This is a genomic window from Bacillus sp. NMCC46 (genome assembly GCF_002998465.1).
In the GTDB taxonomy this organism is placed as follows: domain Bacteria; phylum Bacillota; class Bacilli; order Bacillales; family Bacillaceae; genus Bacillus.
Genome location: NZ_PVQZ01000002.1, coordinates 650825 through 670562, shown reverse-complemented (window position 1 = coordinate 670562; position 19738 = coordinate 650825). Strand labels below are relative to the sequence as shown.

18 protein-coding genes and 1 other annotated feature are annotated in these 19738 nt (G+C 42.8%); of the genes, 14 read left to right on the top strand and 4 right to left on the bottom strand.

Annotation, left to right across the window (positions count from 1 at the left end):
- Nucleotides 1-117: 117 nt before the first annotated feature.
- Nucleotides 118-1191 (top strand): M42 family metallopeptidase, encoded by a 1074-nt coding sequence (locus C6Y01_RS09050; protein ID WP_034665489.1) that lies wholly within the window; start codon nucleotides 118-120, stop codon nucleotides 1189-1191.
- Nucleotides 1192-1320: 129 nt separating this feature from the next.
- Here C6Y01_RS09050 and C6Y01_RS09045 read toward each other — a convergent pair whose 3' ends face one another.
- Nucleotides 1321-1767, bottom strand: a complete 447-nt coding sequence (locus tag C6Y01_RS09045; RefSeq protein WP_034665492.1) for a YtoQ family protein — start codon at nucleotides 1765-1767, stop codon at nucleotides 1321-1323.
- A gap of 200 nt (nucleotides 1768-1967) precedes the next feature.
- Here C6Y01_RS09045 and C6Y01_RS09040 point away from each other — a divergent pair, with 200 nt between their 5' ends.
- From C6Y01_RS09040 to ccpA, 11 genes are all read left to right on the top strand, one after another.
- Nucleotides 1968-2996, top strand: coding sequence for a PTS sugar transporter subunit IIC (locus C6Y01_RS09040; protein ID WP_034665493.1), 1029 nt, complete (start codon nucleotides 1968-1970; stop codon nucleotides 2994-2996).
- A complete protein-coding gene (locus tag C6Y01_RS09035) occupies nucleotides 2983-3303 on the top strand; it encodes a thioredoxin family protein (RefSeq protein ID WP_034665496.1) in 321 nt (106 codons plus the stop codon). Before C6Y01_RS09040 ends, C6Y01_RS09035 begins: the two co-directional genes overlap by 14 nt.
- Before the next feature lie 19 nt (nucleotides 3304-3322).
- On the top strand, nucleotides 3323-4135 hold the full coding sequence (locus tag C6Y01_RS09030) for a DUF1444 domain-containing protein (protein ID WP_080869489.1): 813 nt from the start codon (nucleotides 3323-3325) through the stop codon (nucleotides 4133-4135).
- Nucleotides 4136-4151: 16 nt separating this feature from the next.
- A complete protein-coding gene (gene ytpR, locus C6Y01_RS09025; protein WP_034665498.1) occupies nucleotides 4152-4757 on the top strand; it encodes a YtpR family tRNA-binding protein in 606 nt (201 codons plus the stop codon).
- Nucleotides 4758-4953: 196 nt separating this feature from the next.
- A complete protein-coding gene (locus tag C6Y01_RS09020; RefSeq protein WP_106038072.1) occupies nucleotides 4954-7701 on the top strand; it encodes a DNA translocase FtsK in 2748 nt (915 codons plus the stop codon).
- A 303-nt stretch (nucleotides 7702-8004) separates the two neighbouring features.
- Entirely contained in the window at nucleotides 8005-9303 is a 1299-nt protein-coding gene (murC, locus tag C6Y01_RS09015) for a UDP-N-acetylmuramate--L-alanine ligase (protein WP_034665503.1), read from the top strand.
- Nucleotides 9304-9528: 225 nt separating this feature from the next.
- Complete coding sequence (locus tag C6Y01_RS09010) at nucleotides 9529-9948, top strand: DUF948 domain-containing protein (protein ID WP_003217556.1); 420 nt, start codon at nucleotides 9529-9531, stop codon at nucleotides 9946-9948.
- Nucleotides 9949-9974: 26 nt separating this feature from the next.
- The gene (locus C6Y01_RS09005) at nucleotides 9975-10445 is read left to right on the top strand and encodes a YtxH domain-containing protein (RefSeq protein WP_106038071.1); all 471 of its coding nucleotides are present in this window, start codon (nucleotides 9975-9977) and stop codon (nucleotides 10443-10445) included.
- A gap of 33 nt (nucleotides 10446-10478) precedes the next feature.
- Nucleotides 10479-10802 (top strand): bacillithiol system redox-active protein YtxJ, encoded by a 324-nt coding sequence (gene ytxJ, locus C6Y01_RS09000; RefSeq protein WP_034665511.1) that lies wholly within the window; start codon nucleotides 10479-10481, stop codon nucleotides 10800-10802.
- Nucleotides 10803-11019: 217 nt separating this feature from the next.
- Entirely contained in the window at nucleotides 11020-12096 is a 1077-nt protein-coding gene (locus C6Y01_RS08995) for a bifunctional 3-deoxy-7-phosphoheptulonate synthase/chorismate mutase (RefSeq protein ID WP_003217626.1), read from the top strand.
- A gap of 451 nt (nucleotides 12097-12547) precedes the next feature.
- The gene (gene ccpA / locus C6Y01_RS08990) at nucleotides 12548-13549 is read left to right on the top strand and encodes a catabolite control protein A (protein ID WP_034665514.1); all 1002 of its coding nucleotides are present in this window, start codon (nucleotides 12548-12550) and stop codon (nucleotides 13547-13549) included.
- A 42-nt stretch (nucleotides 13550-13591) separates the two neighbouring features.
- On the opposite strand, the gene C6Y01_RS08985 is transcribed toward ccpA, so the two are convergent.
- The 3 genes from C6Y01_RS08985 to C6Y01_RS08975 are packed head-to-tail and all read right to left on the bottom strand — an operon-like array spanning nucleotide 13592 to nucleotide 16062.
- Nucleotides 13592-14752, bottom strand: a complete 1161-nt coding sequence (locus tag C6Y01_RS08985) for an acetoin utilization protein AcuC (RefSeq protein WP_106038070.1) — start codon at nucleotides 14750-14752, stop codon at nucleotides 13592-13594.
- Entirely contained in the window at nucleotides 14749-15390 is a 642-nt protein-coding gene (locus C6Y01_RS08980; RefSeq protein WP_034665520.1) for a CBS and ACT domain-containing protein, read from the bottom strand. The genes C6Y01_RS08985 and C6Y01_RS08980 overlap by 4 nt, the downstream gene beginning before the upstream one ends.
- A gap of 39 nt (nucleotides 15391-15429) precedes the next feature.
- Nucleotides 15430-16062: a GNAT family N-acetyltransferase gene (locus C6Y01_RS08975; protein WP_095286141.1), complete on the bottom strand. Its 633-nt coding sequence runs from the start codon at nucleotides 16060-16062 to the stop codon at nucleotides 15430-15432.
- A 155-nt stretch (nucleotides 16063-16217) separates the two neighbouring features.
- On the opposite strand from C6Y01_RS08975, the gene acsA reads away from it, so the two are divergent.
- Together acsA and tyrS are read left to right on the top strand one after the other, a co-directional pair.
- Nucleotides 16218-17942 (top strand): acetate--CoA ligase, encoded by a 1725-nt coding sequence (gene acsA / locus C6Y01_RS08970; RefSeq protein ID WP_034665526.1) that lies wholly within the window; start codon nucleotides 16218-16220, stop codon nucleotides 17940-17942.
- A 59-nt stretch (nucleotides 17943-18001) separates the two neighbouring features.
- Nucleotides 18002-18240: a binding site (T-box leader), on the top strand.
- 53 nt (nucleotides 18241-18293) lie between these two features.
- Entirely contained in the window at nucleotides 18294-19562 is a 1269-nt protein-coding gene (gene tyrS, locus C6Y01_RS08965; RefSeq protein ID WP_034665529.1) for a tyrosine--tRNA ligase, read from the top strand.
- Nucleotides 19563-19738 lie beyond the last annotated feature (176 nt).

Genomic DNA, 19738 nt, shown 5'->3' with positions numbered 1-19738 from the left:
TATTCAAAATTTCTGGAGAGATACTTGGAAAACCGAAAGAATTCTTATAGTATAAAGTGAGTGTTATTTTTATAGGAATATATATGGTCATTACATAGAAACGAGGTAAACCGTAGAATGAATGAAGAAACATTGTCGCTTTTCCGAAATTTAACAGAATTACAGGGAACTCCAGGTAATGAGCACCATGTGCGTGCTTTTATGAAAAAGGAACTTGAGAAATATTCTGATGAACTCATTCAGGATCGTCTTGGCGGTGTGTTTGGCGTACGCAAGGGGCCGGAGAACGCACCTAAAATTATGGTGGCTGGTCATATGGATGAAGTGGGATTCATGGTTTCATCCATCACGAAAAATGGGATGATTCGTTTCCAAACACTCGGCGGCTGGTGGAGTCAAGTCATGCTGGCGCAGCGTGTGGACGTTCATACCGATCACGGGCCAATTCCTGGTGTCGTCTCTAGTACACCACCTCATCTTCTCACGCCAGAACAAAAAAGCAAACCTGTGAAACCATCAGACATGCTGATTGATATTGGTGCAGACAGTGAAGAAGAGGCAAAAGAGCTTGGCGTTCGCCCAGGACAGCAAATCGTGCCTGCAACAGTCTTTACCCCAATGGCGAATCCCAAAAAGATTTTAGCGAAGGCTTGGGATAACCGCTATGGCTGCGGACTTGCGATTGAGTTATTAAAAGAAATAAAAGACGAACCCCTTTCATGTCACCTGTATTCAGGTGCAACGGTTCAAGAAGAAGTAGGGCTTAGAGGGGCAGAGGTAGCTGCCAATATGATTCAGCCGGATCTGTTCTTTGCTTTAGATGCAAGTCCTGCAAACGATGTGACAGGTGACAAAACCCAATTCGGCCAGCTTGGGAAAGGTGCACTTCTGCGTATTTTTGATCGAACAATGATTACGCACCGCGGGATGAGAGAATTTGTGCTCGATACTGCTGAGTCAAACAGCATTCCATACCAATACTTCGTATCACCGGGTGGTACGGACGCTGGGCGTGTGCATGTGTCAAACCAAGGCGTGCCTTCTGCTGTCATTGGGGTTTGCGCTCGCTACATTCATACAAGTCATTCAGTATTGCATGTGGATGATTACGCAGCGGCAAAAGAATTAATTGTCCGCCTTGTGAAAAACTGTGATCAAAGTACAGTGGATTCTATTTATCAACAGGTGTAAATGTAATAGAAAAGGCTGCCTCTTTCATGAGAGCAGCCTTTAGTGTGTATATGTAGACAAAACCTCGCATTCATTGCCAGGTCTGCAAAGGTTTCGAAAAGAGGAAAAAAGGTTGCAGTTTCACCTTTTTTATTGCTGTTCAAACACGTAAGATAACGACTTGATCGCTTGGTTCACGGTTTCTACAGTGATATTCGCTTTGTTTGATAGTTCCTTTAACGGATGGTGCAGTTCTTTTGGGCGGATCAAAATGAGAGGTTTTCCTTTTGCGATGGCAGCAGATGCATCCATTGCCGTGTTCCACTGTTTATATTTCTCACCAAAGCGGGCAATGACGACGTCTGCCTTGTTTAATAAGATCTCAGTACGGAAATTGTTCAAATCAGAAGCCGCATCATCTTTGAAAATGGCATTCGGCTGCTCACCTAAAATGTCCTCACCAATGTGATCTGAGCGGTCATGATTCTCCATTGGACCAACAAACGTCACCGGCAGTTTCAACGATTGGCTTTTCTCCTTGATTTCATCACGCCACTGGCTATGAATTTCTCCTGCTAAATAGACGGTTAATTGCATAACGATCTCCTCCTTTTGTACAAACTTAGTAAAGGTTTGCCCTGTTTCTTTTCATGTTACACAAGAAGTGCTTGATAAAGCAAAAAAAATATGATTATGATATTCATGGTAGAGACTATTTTTCATCGTAAGAATACTACATATAATGGGAAGGACAGGCCTCTTCGTCTTTCCTATGAGAAAGCAGGAAGACGACGTTGATGACTTATTTGAAAAGAAAGGGGATCTCCCTTTCGCCAAAAGTGTATTTCATTGATGCACTCTCTTATATGGCTTTAGGTCTATTTGCTACATTAGTGGTAGGGCTGATTTTAAAAACAGCAGGCGGTCTGTTATCACTTCCGCTCATCATCAAAATGGGAACACTTGCGATGGGGCTCATGGGACCAGCAATCGGTGTAGCCGTTGCGTATCGCTTACATGCATCTCCTTTGATCATTTTTGCAAGTGTTGTCTCAGGTGCTGCAGGAGCAGAGCTTGGTGGACCTGCTGGAAGCTTTGTCACAGCATTAATTGGTGTGGAACTCGGCAAGCTGGTCAGTGGTGAGACAAGAATTGATATTATTTTAACGCCGCTTGTCACCATTATTACTGGCTTTTTCACCGCCGCTTTGATCGGTCCTGGGATTGAAGCCATGATGACAGGGCTTGGCAGACTCATCATGTGGGGGACTGACCAAAGTCCGCTCATCATGGGCATGCTAGTAGCGACCATTGTTGGACTTGCCCTCAGCTCACCGATTTCAAGTGCGGCGCTTGCGCTCATGCTTGACTTAAGCGGAACAGCGGCTGGTGCTGCAACGATTGGCTGCTGCGCTCAAATGGTCGGCTTTGCCGCTGCAGGCTTTAGAGAAAATCGTTTTGGCGGTCTTGCTGCTGTCGGCATTGGCACGTCAAAATTGCAGCTGCCGAACATTGTGAAAAATCCCCTTATCCTTATTCCGCCGACGATTGCGGGCCTCATTCTCGCGCCAATTGGTATTATTGGCTTTGGGATGGTCAATAATGCGGCAGGGGCAGGTATGGGAACGAGCGGCCTCGTTGGACAGCTCATGACACTGACCGTTATGGGATTTCATCCATCCGTTTTTCTGGCGATCGCTCTTTTGCATATCGTTGGCCCGGCAGTGATTAGTTTGGTAGTATCAGAATGGATGAGAAAGAAAGGCTATATACAATTCGGAGATTTAACCATACAAACTGGAGGAATGAAACATGAAAAAAATTGAATCAAACGAAGAATTACAAAAAGTGATTCAAGAAGACTTAACAGTATTGCTATTTTCAGCTGACTGGTGCCCGGACTGCACCTTTATCGAACCATTCTTGCCAGAGCTTGAAGCAAACTACCCAGAATTTGAGTACTTCTATGTGGATAGAGATCAGTTCATTGACACTTGCGCAGAGTGGGAAATTTACGGCATTCCAAGCTTTTTAGTTTTTAAAAATGGACAAGAGGTTAACCGCTTTGTCAGCAAGGATCGTAAGACGAAGGAAGAGATTGAAGCATTTTTAACAGATTCTCTTTCTAAATAATGAAAGGAGAGTCTAAATCATGACAAAAATGACATCAAGACAGCTTGCGAACGAACTCAAAAGCCGTCTGACAAATGACAGCTGGTCACACCAGTTTGACCGAGAAAAAGATACGCTTCGTATTGAAGATAAACAAACAAGTAAAGGTATTACACTAGAGCTCCCGCCAATCATTGCAAAGTGGGAAGTAAAGCCTGATGAAACATTAGATGAGATCGTTTACTATGTGAAAGAGGCGCTAAGTGCCATGAAAGGCGAAGCGCAGCACATCTCAGGAAAAGAAAAGCAGATCTATCCTGTCATTCGTTCCACTTCCTTTCCTGAGGCATCAAGTGATGGCATTCCCCTCGTTTTTGATGAGCATACAGCTGAAACGAGAATCTTCTACGCACTTGACCTTGGAAGCACCTACAGATTAATTGATGAGAAAATGCTTCAAAAGGAAAACTGGACAAAAGAGCGAATTAGGGAAACTGCAAGCTTCAATGTCCGCTCACTTGAAACTGTGGTGAAAATGGATGAAGTTGCAGGCAATCGGTTTTATTTCTTCCGTGCGAATGACGGATATGATGCCAGCAGACTTTTAAATGAATCGATTTTACAAGAATACGCGCAAAAAATAGAAGGACAGATGGCCATTTCTGTTCCCCATCAAGATGTATTCATCATTGCAGATGTTCGCAATGAATCAGGCTATGATATTTTAGGACAGATGTCGATGAGTTTCTTCGCCAGCGGCACGGTTCCGATTACCGCATTGTCATTTTTATATGACGAGGGCAAGCTTGAACCGATCTTTATTCTTGCTAAAAGCAGACCAAAACAGCAGTAGAAGGGAATTTTGAAGAATGAACGTTTTTTATAATGCAGAAGGTGTAGGCGACACACTCCTTATTTCATTGAAAGATGTGACGAGAGAAGAAGTAGGTCATGAGACGTTTGGAGATGTCGTAAGAATCTTCAATCAAGAAACAAAAGAAACAACAGGTTTTAATATCTTCAACGCATCCACTTACATGAAAATTGAAGAAAACGGATCTGTACCGCTATCTGAAACACTTGTTCAAGATATCAACGAAATTTTAAACCGCAACGGTGTAAGTGAAACGTTGACTGTAGATCTATCACCAAAATTTGTTGTCGGTTATGTGAAGGAAAAAGAAAAGCATCCGAATGCAGATAAATTAAACATTTGCCAAGTAGATGTTGGCGATGAAACATTACAAATCGTGTGTGGTGCACCAAATGTTGATCAAGGGCAATATGTCGTGGTTGCGAAGGTTGGTGCGGTGATGCCAAGCGGTTTGGTCATTAAAGATGCTGAGCTAAGAGGTGTTCCATCAAGCGGAATGATTTGTTCAGCAAAAGAACTAGATCTTCCAGACGCGCCTGCTGAAAAAGGGATTCTTGTTCTAGAGGGAAGCCACCAAGCTGGCGAACCCTTTAAAGCGTAACCTCCCATAAACGGGCATATAGGAGCGAAGAATGTGTTATACCAAAAGTCACTAAGTACGTACTTAGTGACTTTTTTTCATCTACAGACAGCACAAATAGCAAAGAGCAGCACTTTTCTCGCTTTTCTGCATGAAAAAGCAATGGTATACTAAAAATCGCCCAAGAAAACGTAAGGGGAGTTAAAGTGAGTGATAAATGATGAGTTGGTTAGATAAATTTTTTAGTGTATTTTTAGGAGAAGAAAAGAAAGAAGAAAAAGCTGTGAGACCTGAGGAAGGTCCAGCTGCACGAGCGCAGCCAGTTTTTGAACAGCATAAAGAATATAAGAAAATTGAAGATACAAAAGTCTATTATGAATATCCGAAAGGCAACTTCCGCTTTCCGCTCGTTCCAGATGAACCTCTGCGTGACGGAGTGAAGCAGGAAAGAAGACGCGCAAAGCCAAGCAAGCCAAAGGCTAAGCAGAAGACCTATGAGCCAAAACAAACGGTGCAGCCTGACATCAATAAAAAGCCATTCAAAACAGAGCAAATTCCATCACCGATCTATGGCTATCATCAGGATATGCGTCCAAAACGAACAGAAGCGAAAGAAGAATCATCTCCTGTTCAAATGAAAGCAGCAGAAACAGCGCAGCGTGTCACCCTGTTATCAGAAGAGGCAGAGCGTGTACGAAATGTCAGACAGCAAATGAACATTCCGTCAATACGGAAAGAAAATCGTATGGAAGAAACGGTTTCAACCCCAGCAGAAGAAAAAGTGGACATGCAAACAGACGTGACCCCGCTCACTTTGCAAGAGGAACTCGCTTATCAGGATCACGTTCAATCGACGATGGAGCGTTTAAATGACGAGCCTTTCATTCAAACAGAGGAAAAAGAGCCAGCCTTTTCTGAGCCTCAAGACCATATTGAAGCTGACTTACATAATCAGGAGGCCGAAGCTTATCAAGAACAGCCGGTAGAGGCTGAGCCGGAACAGGATGTCTCAAGCGATGACGAAGAAATAAAAGGCGAGCCGGTACATCAGTTTGTAGATCATACGGAGGAAATAGAACCGTTGACATTCGAAACAGCAGAAGACACACATCCCGCAATTGAAATGGAAGTAGATATGCCGGCAGAAGAAGTTGAGGTAACAGAAGACATCACAGCAGAACCGGTCGCGGAAATAGAAGCTGATTCCATAGAAGATCATCAAGAAGAAGTGCCAGCGGCAGCATTGGAAGAAGCTGAGCCAGTCGCCAAGCATGATCTGCAAGAAGACCAATTGTTGGAAGAAGCTGAAATAGTAGAAGATCAAATGATGCCAATAGAACAAGTAGCAGACGATGAGACCGCTACTGAACCAGCAGAACCTGTCATAGAGCAGCAAGAAAAGCAAGAACAAGTGCATGAAGTGATGGAAGAAAAACCGAAACAAGCAGCTCCGCAGACGCAACGTACAAGCGGACAAACCTCAACGGTACCTTTTAACGTCATGATGTTAAAAAGTGATCAGCGTGTGCAAGGGCAAAAGAAAGCAGCAGATGCCCAAGGGTATGTTTTTCCAAGTCTCGCCCTTTTAGACGTACCTCCAGCTCAAAAAGAAGAGGACGGGACATGGGTGAAAGAGCGGGCAGAGCTGCTCAATGCCACGCTGAAAAATTTCAATGTCAGAGCAAGTGTGGTTCATGTCACGCAAGGCCCTTCTGTGACAAGGTTTGAAGTACATCCAGAACCAGGTGTCAAAGTGAACAAAATCACGAACCTATCAGATGATATTAAACTCAGTTTGTCCGCAAAAGATATTCGAATCGAAGCACCGATTCCAGGTAAGAACACGATCGGGATCGAAGTGCCGAACCTTCACAGTAAAATGGTTTTCTTACGAGAGATGATCAGAAGCAGTGCATTTAGAGAAAATCCATCACCTTTAACAGCAGCACTCGGATTAGATATATCTGGCCAGCCTGTTGTGGTTGATCTGCAAAAAATGCCGCATGGCTTAATTGCTGGAGCAACAGGGTCAGGAAAAAGTGTCTGTATCAATACCATTTTAGTGAGCTTAATGTTTAAAGCGTCACCAGATGAAGTAAAAATGCTCTTAATCGACCCTAAAATGGTTGAATTAGCGCCATATAATCACATTCCGCATCTCGTGAGTCCTGTCATCACCGATGCCAAGACAGCGACAGCCGCTCTGAAATGGGTAGTGGATGAAATGGAAAGGCGCTACGAACTGTTTGCGCACTCTGGCGTGAGAGAAATTAAACGATTCAATGAGCTTGTCAAAGAAAAACAAATGGGTGAAAAACTGCCTTATCTTGTCGTTGTGATCGATGAGCTCGCTGATTTAATGATGGTCGCACCAAATGAAGTCGAAGAAAGCATTTGCCGAATCGCACAAAAAGCAAGAGCATGCGGCATTCATTTATTGATTGCGACACAAAGACCTTCTGTTGATGTCATCACAGGTCTCATTAAAGCCAATATCCCAACAAGAATTGCTTTCTCTGTCTCAAGTCAGGTAGATTCTAGAACGATCATTGACATGGCAGGTGCAGAAAAGCTTCTCGGAAAAGGAGACATGCTTTTCTTAGAAAATGGCTCCGGCAAGCCGACGAGGCTGCAAGGGAACTTTGTATCAGACCGTGAGATTGATCAAGTAGTGGCACATGTAAGAAAACAGCGTAAGCCAGTGTTCCTTTTCGAACAGGAGGAATTAATGCTCCAAGGCTCTGCGATTACAGATGAAGACGAATTGTTTATGGATGCCTGCCGTTTTGCGATTGAGCAGAATAGCGCTAGTACATCGAGTTTGCAGCGAAGATTTAGAATTGGCTACAATCGTGCAGCCAGATTGATCGACATGATGGAACGCGAGGGCATGATCTCTGGTGCAAAAGGCAGTAAGCCAAGGGAAGTCCTCATGACACTGAGTGACTTAGAACAGCTGATCTAAACAAACCACTTCATTTTTTTTATAAACATGGTATGATAGCACATAGGTGCAATTTTGTAATTGGACGCTTTTCGTATGCCTGTCAGAACGCTTTTTTATGTAAAATGAGCGAAAGCAGGTGTTAGAAATAGGAAAGTTGTCGGATACTAATCATAGTTAATATTGATTAGAATAGGAAGATCGGAAAAAAATCTTTATTTGGAGCTGCGATCTGTGAGCCGCTAGAGGCGAAAATCACAAGTTGCAAATTGAAATGAGCGTCATATACTGTAAGTCAGATAGACGTTTGTTGGAGGTACAATTATGACTGTTTATCATTTTGTTGGAATAAAAGGGACAGGTATGAGTCCACTGGCCCAAATTCTTCATGATACTGGGTATACTGTCCAAGGATCGGATATCGAAAAACATATCTTTACACAAAAAGCATTAGAAGAACGAAATATTAAAATTCTTCCATTTGACCCAGATAATATTCAGCCAGGGATGACCGTGATTGCAGGTAATGCATTTCCTGATACGCACCCTGAGATTGAACGTGCCCTTTCTGAAGGGATTCCTGTCATTCGTTACCATAAATTCCTTGGAGAATACATGGATTCATTCACAAACGTTGCGATTACTGGTGCTCATGGTAAAACGTCGACAACAGGACTGCTTGCCCATGTGATGCAATCAGCGAAACCAACTTCATACTTAATCGGTGATGGATCTGGTATGGGGAAAGAAAACAGCGAGTATTTTGTATTTGAAGCATGCGAATACCGCAGACACTTCCTCAGCTATCATCCAGACTATGCGATCATGACCAATATTGATTTTGATCATCCTGATTATTTCTCGGACATTGACGACGTGTTTGATGCATTTCAAAACATGGCGCTTCAAGTGAAAAAAGCCATTATCGCTTGCGGTGATGATGAGCATCTGCCCAAGATTCAAGCGAAGGTACCTGTTGTGTACTACGGTTTCAATGAAGAAAATGATTTCCAAGCACGCAATGTTGTGAAAAACACGGAAGGCACTACATTTGATGTATTTGTACGCAATACGTTTTATGATACCTTCTACATTCCTGCCTACGGAAATCATAATGTCCTCAATTCATTAGCTGTGATTGCATTATGTCACTATGAAGCCATTGATGTAGAGCTCATCAAAGGGGCACTAATGACATTTGGCGGGGTGAAACGCCGCTTTAATGAAAAAGTGGTCGGTGAGCAGGTTTTAATTGACGACTATGCCCATCACCCAACGGAGATTGAAGTCACCATTGAAGCAGCACGTCAAAAATATCCAGACCGTGATATTGTCGCTGTCTTCCAGCCGCATACCTTCACACGTACACAGCAATTCTTAAGTGAATTTGCTGACAGTCTGAAAAAAGCGGACTATGTATACCTATGCGATATTTTCGGTTCAGCCCGTGAAAACATTGGGAAGCTGAGTATCGAAGATTTACGAGAAAAAATCCCGCAGGCCCAATTGATTGCGGAAGAAGATACATCTGTGCTGAAAGCGCACGAAGATGGGATTCTGATCTTTATGGGAGCAGGAGACATTCAAAAATATCTGCGTGCTTATGAGAAAGTCGCTGTATAAATGCTTAAAGGAAAAGTGCCGTTTTGATCGGCACTTTTTTTATTTTGAATAAAATGTGACAAAGGGGCTAAATGTGTCAACATCTGCCGCTTTTTTTCGTTCGCTGTGGACAGGAATCAGCGAATAAGTGTAGAATTATTATTCAATCGGTCATTCTAGGCGATGTTTGAATGATACAACGAGAGGGTAATGAATTGCATATGCCCGCAGCAAAGGAGGTATCAGATGATTATTATTCTATATCTAAGCGTTGCACTGATCGCAATTGCTTTCCTCATTCTTGTCATCTATTTGTCCAAAACATTAAAATCCTTACAGCTGACATTAAAGAATGTTGCATCAACTTTAGAAGGTCTTGAAGGTCAGATGCAAGGGATCACCACAGAGACGACACAGTTGCTACATAAGACGAATCAGCTTGCTGAAGATATTCAAGACAAATCGGCAAAACTCAACACAGTTGTGGATGCGGTGCAGGGAATTGGCGGCTCGATCAACCAATTTAATACAAGCATAAAGCAGGCAGCTGGTGCGGTTTCTTCATCCGTTGAACGAAATCAAGAAAAAGTCACGGATGTGGTAAGCTGGAGTAACGCAGCACTTGAAATTTATAAAAAATGGAAACAACGAAAACACCAAAAATAAACCATTTTCGCATAGGAGGAATAATCATGAGCAAAGACGGAATCAATAGCAAAGACTTTTTGATCGGAACACTTATTGGTGGCATAGTTGGTGCAACAACAGCATTATTCTTAGCGCCGAAGTCAGGGAAAGAGCTTCGCGATGATTTGAACAACCAAGCGAATGCTTTAAAAGACAAAACAGATCAACTCACAACAGATGCAAAGGAAAAAGGCACTGAATATGTGACGATTGCGAAAGATAAAACGTCTGAATTATCTCAGCTGGTGGCAGAGCAGTCAAACCAAATTTTAGACAAAGTGAAAGACATAAAAGAACGTGCAGCTGGAAAAGCTAATCATGTGAAAAGTGAAGCAGAAGATGCGGCAGCTGATCTTGCGAGCGAAGCGTCAGATGTAGCAAATGAAGCCAAAGTAAGAGCACAAGAAGCGAAATCAGAAATTGAAGATGGCATCAAAGATGTCAAAGAAAAAGTAGAACAATCGACTAAAGGCTAACTCTCACTGCTCGGAGTGAAGAAGGAGAACATCATGTCAAAACAACTCATTGAAACAGAAGAACAGTTTGATCAACTAACGAATCAAGATGGGACGTTTGTCTTTTTTAAGCACAGTTTGACATGTCCGATCAGTCAAGCGGCTTTTCAAGAGTTTGAAGCATTTGCGTCTGCACATGAAGACGTGCCTACTTATTTCTTGCAAATCCAAAACACAAGAGAGCTTTCATCCTATGTGACTGAAAAGTCGGGGGTAAAGCATGAAAGTCCCCAGGCACTCGTCTTTAGCGGTGGAAAAGTGAAGTGGCATGCATCTCACTCAAGCATTACAAAAGAAGCGCTTGAACATAATCTGTAGAAGAAACGTCAGCAATTGCTGACGTTTTTTTATAAAAAAAGGTTTACTTCAACCAAAAGTATGCTATAATCTTACACATAATACTTTATCGCTTAAAAGCGTTTGGGTAATAAAGAAAATTTTCGTGACAATTCCGAAATCTTTGTTTATAATAAACCCTATCATGAGAGAATGAAAAAATAAAAAGCGAGAACAGGCAGAGGAAAGGATGACAAAAATGAGCAACAATGAACTAGAACAATTGAGACAGCAGGCAGATGAACTAAATCTTCAAATCTTAAAACTGATCAATGAAAGAGGAAGCATTGTAAAAGAAATTGGAAAGGCGAAAGAAGCGCAAGGTGTCAACCGTTATGATCCTGTCAGAGAGCGCACAATGCTGAACCAAATTCTTGAAGCAAATGATGGACCGTTCGAAAACTCAACGATTCAGCATATTTTCAAAGAGATTTTCAAAGCAGGTCTAGAGCTTCAAGAAGATGACCACAGCAAAGCACTTCTTGTTTCTCGTAAGAAAAAATCGGAAAATACAATCGTGAACATCAATGGAGAAGCGATCGGTGATGGGAAACAGCGCTTCATCGTTGGACCATGTGCTGTTGAAAGCTACGAGCAAGTCGCAGAAGTTGCGGCAGCAGCGAAACAGCAAGGACTAAAACTACTTCGCGGAGGTGCATTTAAACCTCGCACAAGTCCATACGATTTCCAAGGACTTGGTGTAGACGGTCTAAAAATTCTAAAGCGTGTAGCGGATGAATACGGTCTTGCTGTCATTAGTGAAATCGTCAATCCTGCTCATATTGAAGAAGCGATTGAGCATATCGATGTCATCCAAATTGGTGCACGAAACATGCAAAACTTTGAGCTATTAAAAGCAGCCGGATCTGTGAAGAAACCAGTTCTTTTAAAGCGTGGTCTTGCAGCGACAATTTCAGAATTCATCAATGCAGCTGAATACATCATCGCCCAAGGAAATGACCAAATCATCCTTTGCGAGCGCGGTATCCGCACATACGAAACAGCGACAAGAAATACACTAGATATCTCTGCTGTGCCAATCTTGAAACAAGAGACACATTTACCAGTCTTCGTTGATGTGACGCACTCAACTGGACGTAGAGATCTTCTCCTTCCAACAGCGAAAGCAGCTCTTGCGATTGGAGCAGACGGTGTTATGGCAGAAGTGCACCCAGATCCATCTGTTGCTCTATCTGACTCAGCGCAGCAAATGGACATTCCTCAATTCGAAAAATGGTTAGATGCGTTAAGACCACTTGTTAACATTCACGCGTAATCATAGATAGAAAAGCCGCCGGATAACTGCCCGGCGGTTTTTCTATGGATAAAATATGATGGAGATTGGGAATGAAAGGAAAAGAGCACATTACAAGCCTCAAAAGTGCTTGTTCACAATGTTTTCATTTTTAAAATTCGATAGAATCTGCTAAGATCATTGTCATAGCTGACGTTCTCGACGATTTTTCATGAAATATGATTCAATTTACAGGTAACAAGCTCATTAAAGTTTGTTTAATTTAGTTATAAAAAGAAAGGGAACGTTTTCATATGGTGAAAAAACGTGTATAATTTCATAAAAGAATGTCATTTTGATGTAGATTGAAAAATTATGTGTCTCTTTTCATCGTTTTAATGACAAATAGGATATTATTTTCCTCGTATCTGACATGTCTCTATCCAATTGGTGAATGCTATAGATATGAAGTGTATTTGAAGGAGTGATTTATGTGAATAATGTTACAATATATGATGTAGCAAGAGAAGCAAATGTAAGTATGGCAACGGTATCACGCGTAGTGAATGGTAATCCGAATGTAAAACCAACAACAAGAAAAAAGGTACTTGAAGCGATTGATCGTCTTGGCTACCGTCCGAATGCTGTGGCACGAGGCCTTGCAAGTAAAAAAACTACAACAGTTGGGGTGATCATCCCTGATATTTCTAGTATCTTCTATTCGGAGCTTGCTCGCGGAATTGAAGATATCGCCACGATGTATAAGTACAACATCATTTTAAGCAACTCAGATCAAAATACCGATAAAGAGCTTCATCTATTAAATACAATGCTAGGTAAACAAGTAGATGGGATTGTCTTTATGGGCGGAAACATCACAGATGTGCTTGTTGAAGAATTTAAGCGCTCTCCTGTGCCAATTGTTCTTGCAGCATCTGTTGAAGAGCAGGCTCAAACACCATCTGTCAATATCAACTACGAGCAAGCGATTTATGATTCAGTTCAGCTTTTAGTTGAGAAAGGACATAAGCGAATTGCCTTCGTATCTGGCCCAATGTCAGAACCGATTAACTCTATGAGAAAGCTTGCAGGCTATAAGCGTGCGCTTGAAGAAGCGGGCATCGCATTTGACGATGCGCTCGTCGCTGAAGGCGATTATTCGTATGATTCTGGAATTGAATCACTTGCTCACTTGCTTGAGCAGTCTGACAAGCCGACAGCTGTTATTGCGGCTACGGATGAAATGGCGCTAGGTGTCATTCATGGAGCACAAGATAGAGGCGTATCCATTCCTGAGGATTTAGAAGTGATTGGTTTTGATAACACGAGACTTTCTCTCATGGTGCGTCCTCAGCTGACAACTGTTGTTCAGCCGACGTATGATATTGGTGCTGTCGCAATGAGACTGCTGACAAAGCTGATGAACAAAGAGCAAGTGGATGACCAAATTGTGGAACTTCCACACAGAATTGAAGAAAGACAATCAACAAAATAAAACGAAAAAGCAGGCTTACACATCAGTGAATGCCTGCTTTTCTTATGCATTTTTCTTTTCTCGTCTAACGGGCATCAGTGCTTTTTCTACAGTTTGAGCATTTTTTTCTGTGATTTCTGCTTTTCTTGGGATCGGTGGATATAAATCGTCAGGATCTCCCCATGTCGATGGCAGGGTGACAGGCGATTGTTTATGCCAAGCCTGAACCCAGTCCTGAGGCAGTTCAGCCGGCGGTGTGATGCCTTTCATCTCAAGCCAAATCCGGCTCCATGCCCTTGGAACGACACGCCAAATATCATATCCCCCTCCGCCAACAGCAATCCATTTGCCATCACAATATTGATGCGCTAACTCATGGGCAAGTCTAGGAATTTCCTCATATATTTTCATGGTGGCAGATAAATGGGTTAACGGATCATAGTAGTGTGCATCCGCGCCGTTTTGCGTCAAAATCACATCTGGTTTAAAAAAAGCAGCAATTTCAGTCACTGCTGTTCGGTATGCTTCGAGGAACGATTCGTCTTCTGTAAATGCATCAAGCGGAATATTATAGGCGTAGCCATAGCCTTTATCGTGACCTCTTTCCTGTACTTGTCCAGTTCCAGGGAACAAGTAGCGCCCCGTTTCATGAATAGAGACCGTACAGACCTCTGGGTCGTCATAGAAGCTGAATTGTACACCATCTCCATGATGGGCATCTGTATCAATATATAAAATTCTTGCACCATATGTCTTTTGAATATATTGAATGGCCACGGAGCTGTCATTATATACACAAAAGCCAGATGCACGTCCTTTAAACCCGTGGTGAAGTCCGCCGCCAAGATTGAGTGCATGCTGCGAGTGTCCCATCATTACTTGGTCAACGGCTGTTAATGTCCCGCCAACAAGGAGAGAAGCTGCCTCATGCATACCTGCAAACATCGGTGTATCCTCCGTGCCAAGGCCGTAGCGTTCACCTTCTGCTGTAGAGAGCTTTCCTTCACTAGCCCGCTGCACAGCTTGAATATAATCGGCTGTATGGACGAGCTTTAATTCCTCCAGTGTCGCCATACGCGGTGCGACGATCTCATCATCTGTTAACGCCTTCATTTTTTGAAGAAGATCATATGTTAAGTAGACACGAAGCTGATTGAAGGGATGGTCTTGGTGAAATTGGTACGTTTGAAAAGAGGGTGAAAAAACAAAGGTCGCTTCCTTCATTTGATCGTCTGCTCCATTGGCCACAGCACCTTATAGCCTTTTGCACGAATCAGCTTCGTCACATGATCTGCATGAATGGTTTGAAGGCGGAATACGAGCACTTTAGAGGCTTCATTTGCATGCGGATACACGAGCACACTCAGCATTTGAATATGCTGCTCCTTTAAAATGGCCGTAATGTCTGCGAGGCCTTCTGTCATCTGGTCCACTTCAACCTCTAAGTGTGACCCAGGCTGATCTGCACCTGTCAGTCTGACAAACGTACGAAGCAAATCAGTCTTTGTGATAATGCCTACGAGCTTGCCTCGTCTCACCACTGGAAGGCAGCCAATTCCGTGTTCAAAAAAGACACTTGAAATCTCTTCAACGAAATCAAGCGGATGAGCAGTGATCGTCTCTAATACCATGATCTCTTCAACAGGACGCTGAATAAAGAGCTGCCTTTTTTCTGTTTCAAATATACTTGGACTGGCATTTTTAATATCCCGGTCTGTCACCATCCCAATGACAGAACCTTGATCAGATACGATCGGAATATGCCGAATGTGATGTGCACTCATTTTTTGAATGGCTTCTTCAATCGTATCGGTTTTTCGCAGCGTGATCACATCACGCTCCATAATTTGTTCAATCATCATTGTTTACCAATCCCCTTTGCCAAAAAAACGAATTGAACGTTAATACATAAAGCGTTGATGGAAGCGAAGACGATCGAAACGCTCAATCGAATCAGGATTCACATTTTTCCCGATTCTGGCCATTAAACAATTGGCTGGATGTGAGCTGATCTCTGGCTCGTCTGTTGCAAACCAGACAAGACCGCCTGCGTTCATCATTTTCTCCATCATTTTGCGGTACTCCCACACGTTTTTCTTTGTCCCCTTTAAATCCCAATGCCAGTAATATTCAGTTGTAATGATGATATAATTCTCCATTTGCTCATCCATCATGCTCACATCAAGTAAATGCTTGCCAAGTGAGCAGCCTCTAAATGGAGGAGCGACCTCAATCGCGCCAAGCTCGATTAAATTGTCCATGTTACCCTCTGACCAGCGCTCAAGCGGATCAGGATACAAATACGTGACATAGCCTACGACAAGCTCATCCATTCTTGCAATGATAATACGTCCTTCTGGAAGGTCTGCTATTTCAACAAGTGCTTGTTTCTGTTCCTCAGGCGTGCGAAATGCCGTCAGTCCTTCATGAAAGGTATAGTTCGCAAGCTCTGGTGCAGGTACCGGACCTTCAATAAGGATGGAACCTGTTTCTTGCTCAATGGTTTTTGAATAATAAGTTTTAGGATGCTCCACGTATCCACCGCCTCAAATTCTAGTGAGTCGTCTCTATTTTATCTTAAAACTTGCAAGAATTAAAACGGTTTCACCATAAGTTTTTTAAAAATTGAGAAAAAAAGTCATCTATACTATAATGGTCATTGTAAACGTATGCAAAGGGGGACTGTTTGATGAAATTGGAAACGCTGCCATCAGTAAAAGGGGACTATCATTTAAATGATTATGAGCAGGCATACAAAGAATTTTCATGGGAGGAAGCAAGAAAAAACTTCTCGTGGTATGAAACAGGAAACATAAATGCAGCCTATGAAGCGATTGACAGACATGCGGACTCGTTTCGTAAGAACAAGGTGGCGCTTCACTACAAAGATTCACAGCGTGATGAAAAGTATACGTTCAGGGATATGAAAATCAACACAAATAAAGCGGGAAATCTATTCAGAGAAAAGGCGCATGTGCAAAAAGGGGATCGCGTATTTATCTTTATGCCAAGATCACCTGAGCTCTATTTTCTTCTGCTTGGCGCAGTCAAAATTGGTGCGATCGTTGGTCCGTTATTTGAGGCATTTATGGAAGGAGCGGTCAAAGACCGTTTAGAAAATAGTGAGGCGAAGGTCATTGTGACAACGCCGGATCTGCTTGAACGCATTCCGTTTGCAGAGCTTCCGAAGCTTGAATCCGTCATCATTGTCGGCGGTGAAAAGGAAGACGTCGATGGCGTTCGGACAATCCATTACGAAGAGGCGTTTGAGCAGGCAGCAAAGGACCTTGAGATTGAATGGATGGATGAAAAAGACGGCTTTCTGCTTCATTACACGTCAGGGTCCACAGGTACGCCAAAAGGTGTGCTGCATGTCCATGGCGCAATGGTGCAGCAAGACCAGACCGGTAAATGGGTGCTTGATCTGAAAGAAGACGACGTCTACTGGTGTACAGCTGACCCAGGCTGGGTAACAGGCACAGTGTACGGCATTTTTTCACCGTGGTTAAATGGGGCGACGAATGTCATTTTAGGCGGCAGGTTTAACCCTGATACGTGGTATGAAACCATTGAATCACTAGGTGTGACCGTTTGGTACAGTGCTCCGACTGCCTTTAGAATGCTGATGGGAGCAGGAGATGACCTCATTCAAAAATATGATCTCAGCTCGCTCCGTCATGTGTTAAGTGTAGGTGAGCCTCTAAATCCAGAAGTCATCCGATGGGGAGACGCTGTATTTGGCAAACGAATTCATGACACTTGGTGGATGACTGAAACCGGTGCACAGCTGATTTGTAATTATCCATGCATGGACATCAAACCAGGTTCAATGGGGAAACCGATTCCAGGCGTAGAAGCTGCGATTGTCGATAATGCCGGAAATGAACTCCCGCCATACCGGATGGGCAACCTCGCCATCAAAAAAGGCTGGCCGTCTATGATGCATACGATCTGGAACAATCCTGAAAAATATGAATCTTACTTTATGCCGGGAGATTGGTATGTTTCAGGAGATTCAGCTTATATGGACGAAGACGGATACTTTTGGTTCCAGGGACGTGTCGATGATGTGATCATGACATCAGGAGAGCGGGTTGGTCCTTTTGAGGTGGAAAGTAAGCTGGTCGAACATCCGGCCATTGCAGAGGCTGGTGTCATTGGAAAACCAGATCCAGTCCGCGGTGAAATTATTAAAGCATTCATTGCGCTCAGAAGCGGTTATGAGCCGACAGATGAGCTGAAAGAAGAAATTCGTACGTTTGTGAAAAAAGGACTCGCTGCACATGCGGCACCGAGAGAAATCGAGTTTAAAGACAAACTACCTAAAACGCGAAGCGGAAAAATTATGAGACGTGTGCTAAAGGCGTGGGAACTGAATTTACCGGCTGGCGACCTATCGACAATGGAAGATTAATTTTTTTCATCAGTTGACTTGATACCAAAAGTATGTTTAAAATGACATTAGTTGAATATGTAAAGGTTTTGACTGAGATTCAGTAGAATTATCTTTCCCTGTCCAAGAGAGCTGACGGCTGGTGCGAGTCAGTACAAAGAGATATTCGAATTACCCTCACGAACCGCTTTTACGAAAAGGAGCATGCATGCTGTCCTGATTAGTGAAAGAACGGATCTGTCCGTTATCAGTGTAAGTGAAAAGACGTGATTTGTTGTCTTTTAAGCAGGGTGGTACCGCGATATATATCGTCCCTTCGTTCATTCGAAGGGGCGTTTTTTATGTTGAATTGTAAAAAAAGGAGAATTGGATATGAGTCAATTGATGGAAGAGTTATCGTTCAGAGGATTAATTCAGCAGCAAACAGATGAAGAAGGTTTAACAAAATTATTAGCAGAAGAAAAAATCAAGCTTTACTCCGGCTTTGATCCGACAGCTGACAGCTTGCACATTGGTCATCTATTGCCAATTTTAACATTACGCAGATTCCAGGAAGCGGGCCATCACCCGATTGCTCTTGTTGGCGGCGCGACTGGACTGATCGGCGATCCTAGCTTCAAAAAAGCAGAACGTTCACTAAACCCAGCAGAAATCGTAGAGCAGTGGTCAGATAAAATCAAAGGACAGCTGTCGCAATTTCTTGATTTTGAAGCAGACGAGAACCCAGCCGTAATCGTGAATAACTACGACTGGATCAGCCAGATGAATGTCATTACGTTCCTTCGTGATATTGGAAAGAACTTCGGTGTGAACTTCATGCTGGCAAAAGATATCGTCAGCTCGCGTATCGAGACAGGAATTTCGTACACAGAGTTCAGCTACGTCATCCTGCAATCTTTAGACTTCTTAAACCTTTACAGAAATGAAAACTGTAAGCTGCAAATTGGCGGAAGTGACCAGTGGGGAAATATCACATCTGGACTTGAGCTGATTCGTAAGTCTGAAGCAGAAGGGGCAAAAGCATTCGGTCTAACGATGCCGCTTGTCACTAAAGCAGATGGCACGAAGTTCGGTAAAACAGAAGGCGGCGCCATCTGGTTAGATAAAGAAAAAACGTCTCCATATGAGTTCTACCAATTCTGGATCAACACAGATGACCGTGACGTCGTGAAATACTTAAAATACTTTACGTTCTTATCGAAAGAAGAGATCGCATCGTACGAAGAAAAAGTACAAACAGCACCTGAAAAGCGTGAAGCACAGCGCCGTCTAGCAGAGGAAGTCACAACACTTGTACATGGACGTGAATCACTAGAACAGGCTGTCAACATCTCAAATGCGCTATTCAAAGGCGAGATCAAATCTCTTTCAGCCGAAGAAGTCAAAGTAGGCTTTAAAGATGTTCCATCAATGGAGAAAAGCAGCACAGAAGAATTAACACTTGTCGATGTCCTTGTTGAATCAAAGCTGTCTCCATCAAAACGTCAAGCACGTGAAGACATCACAAATGGTGCAGTTTCCATCAACGGAGAGAGACAAACCGATAAAGACTACGTCCTTTCAGCTGAAGATCGAATTGAAAACCAATTTACCGTCTTAAGAAGAGGGAAAAAGAAATACTTCCTTGTGAATTACAAATAAGAACGATGTGCAGCCGGCTGCGATAACCGGCTGCTTTTTTTATGCAAAATGAGAGATGAGTTCTCTTTGAAGAGTCTAATAGACTGTTCAAAGAGACTTTGTCTAGTCTTTTAGCATTGGCGTTGAGAGAGTCAAAGGTGCTTTTTCATTATTTATTTTCTATAAATTGATTGAAC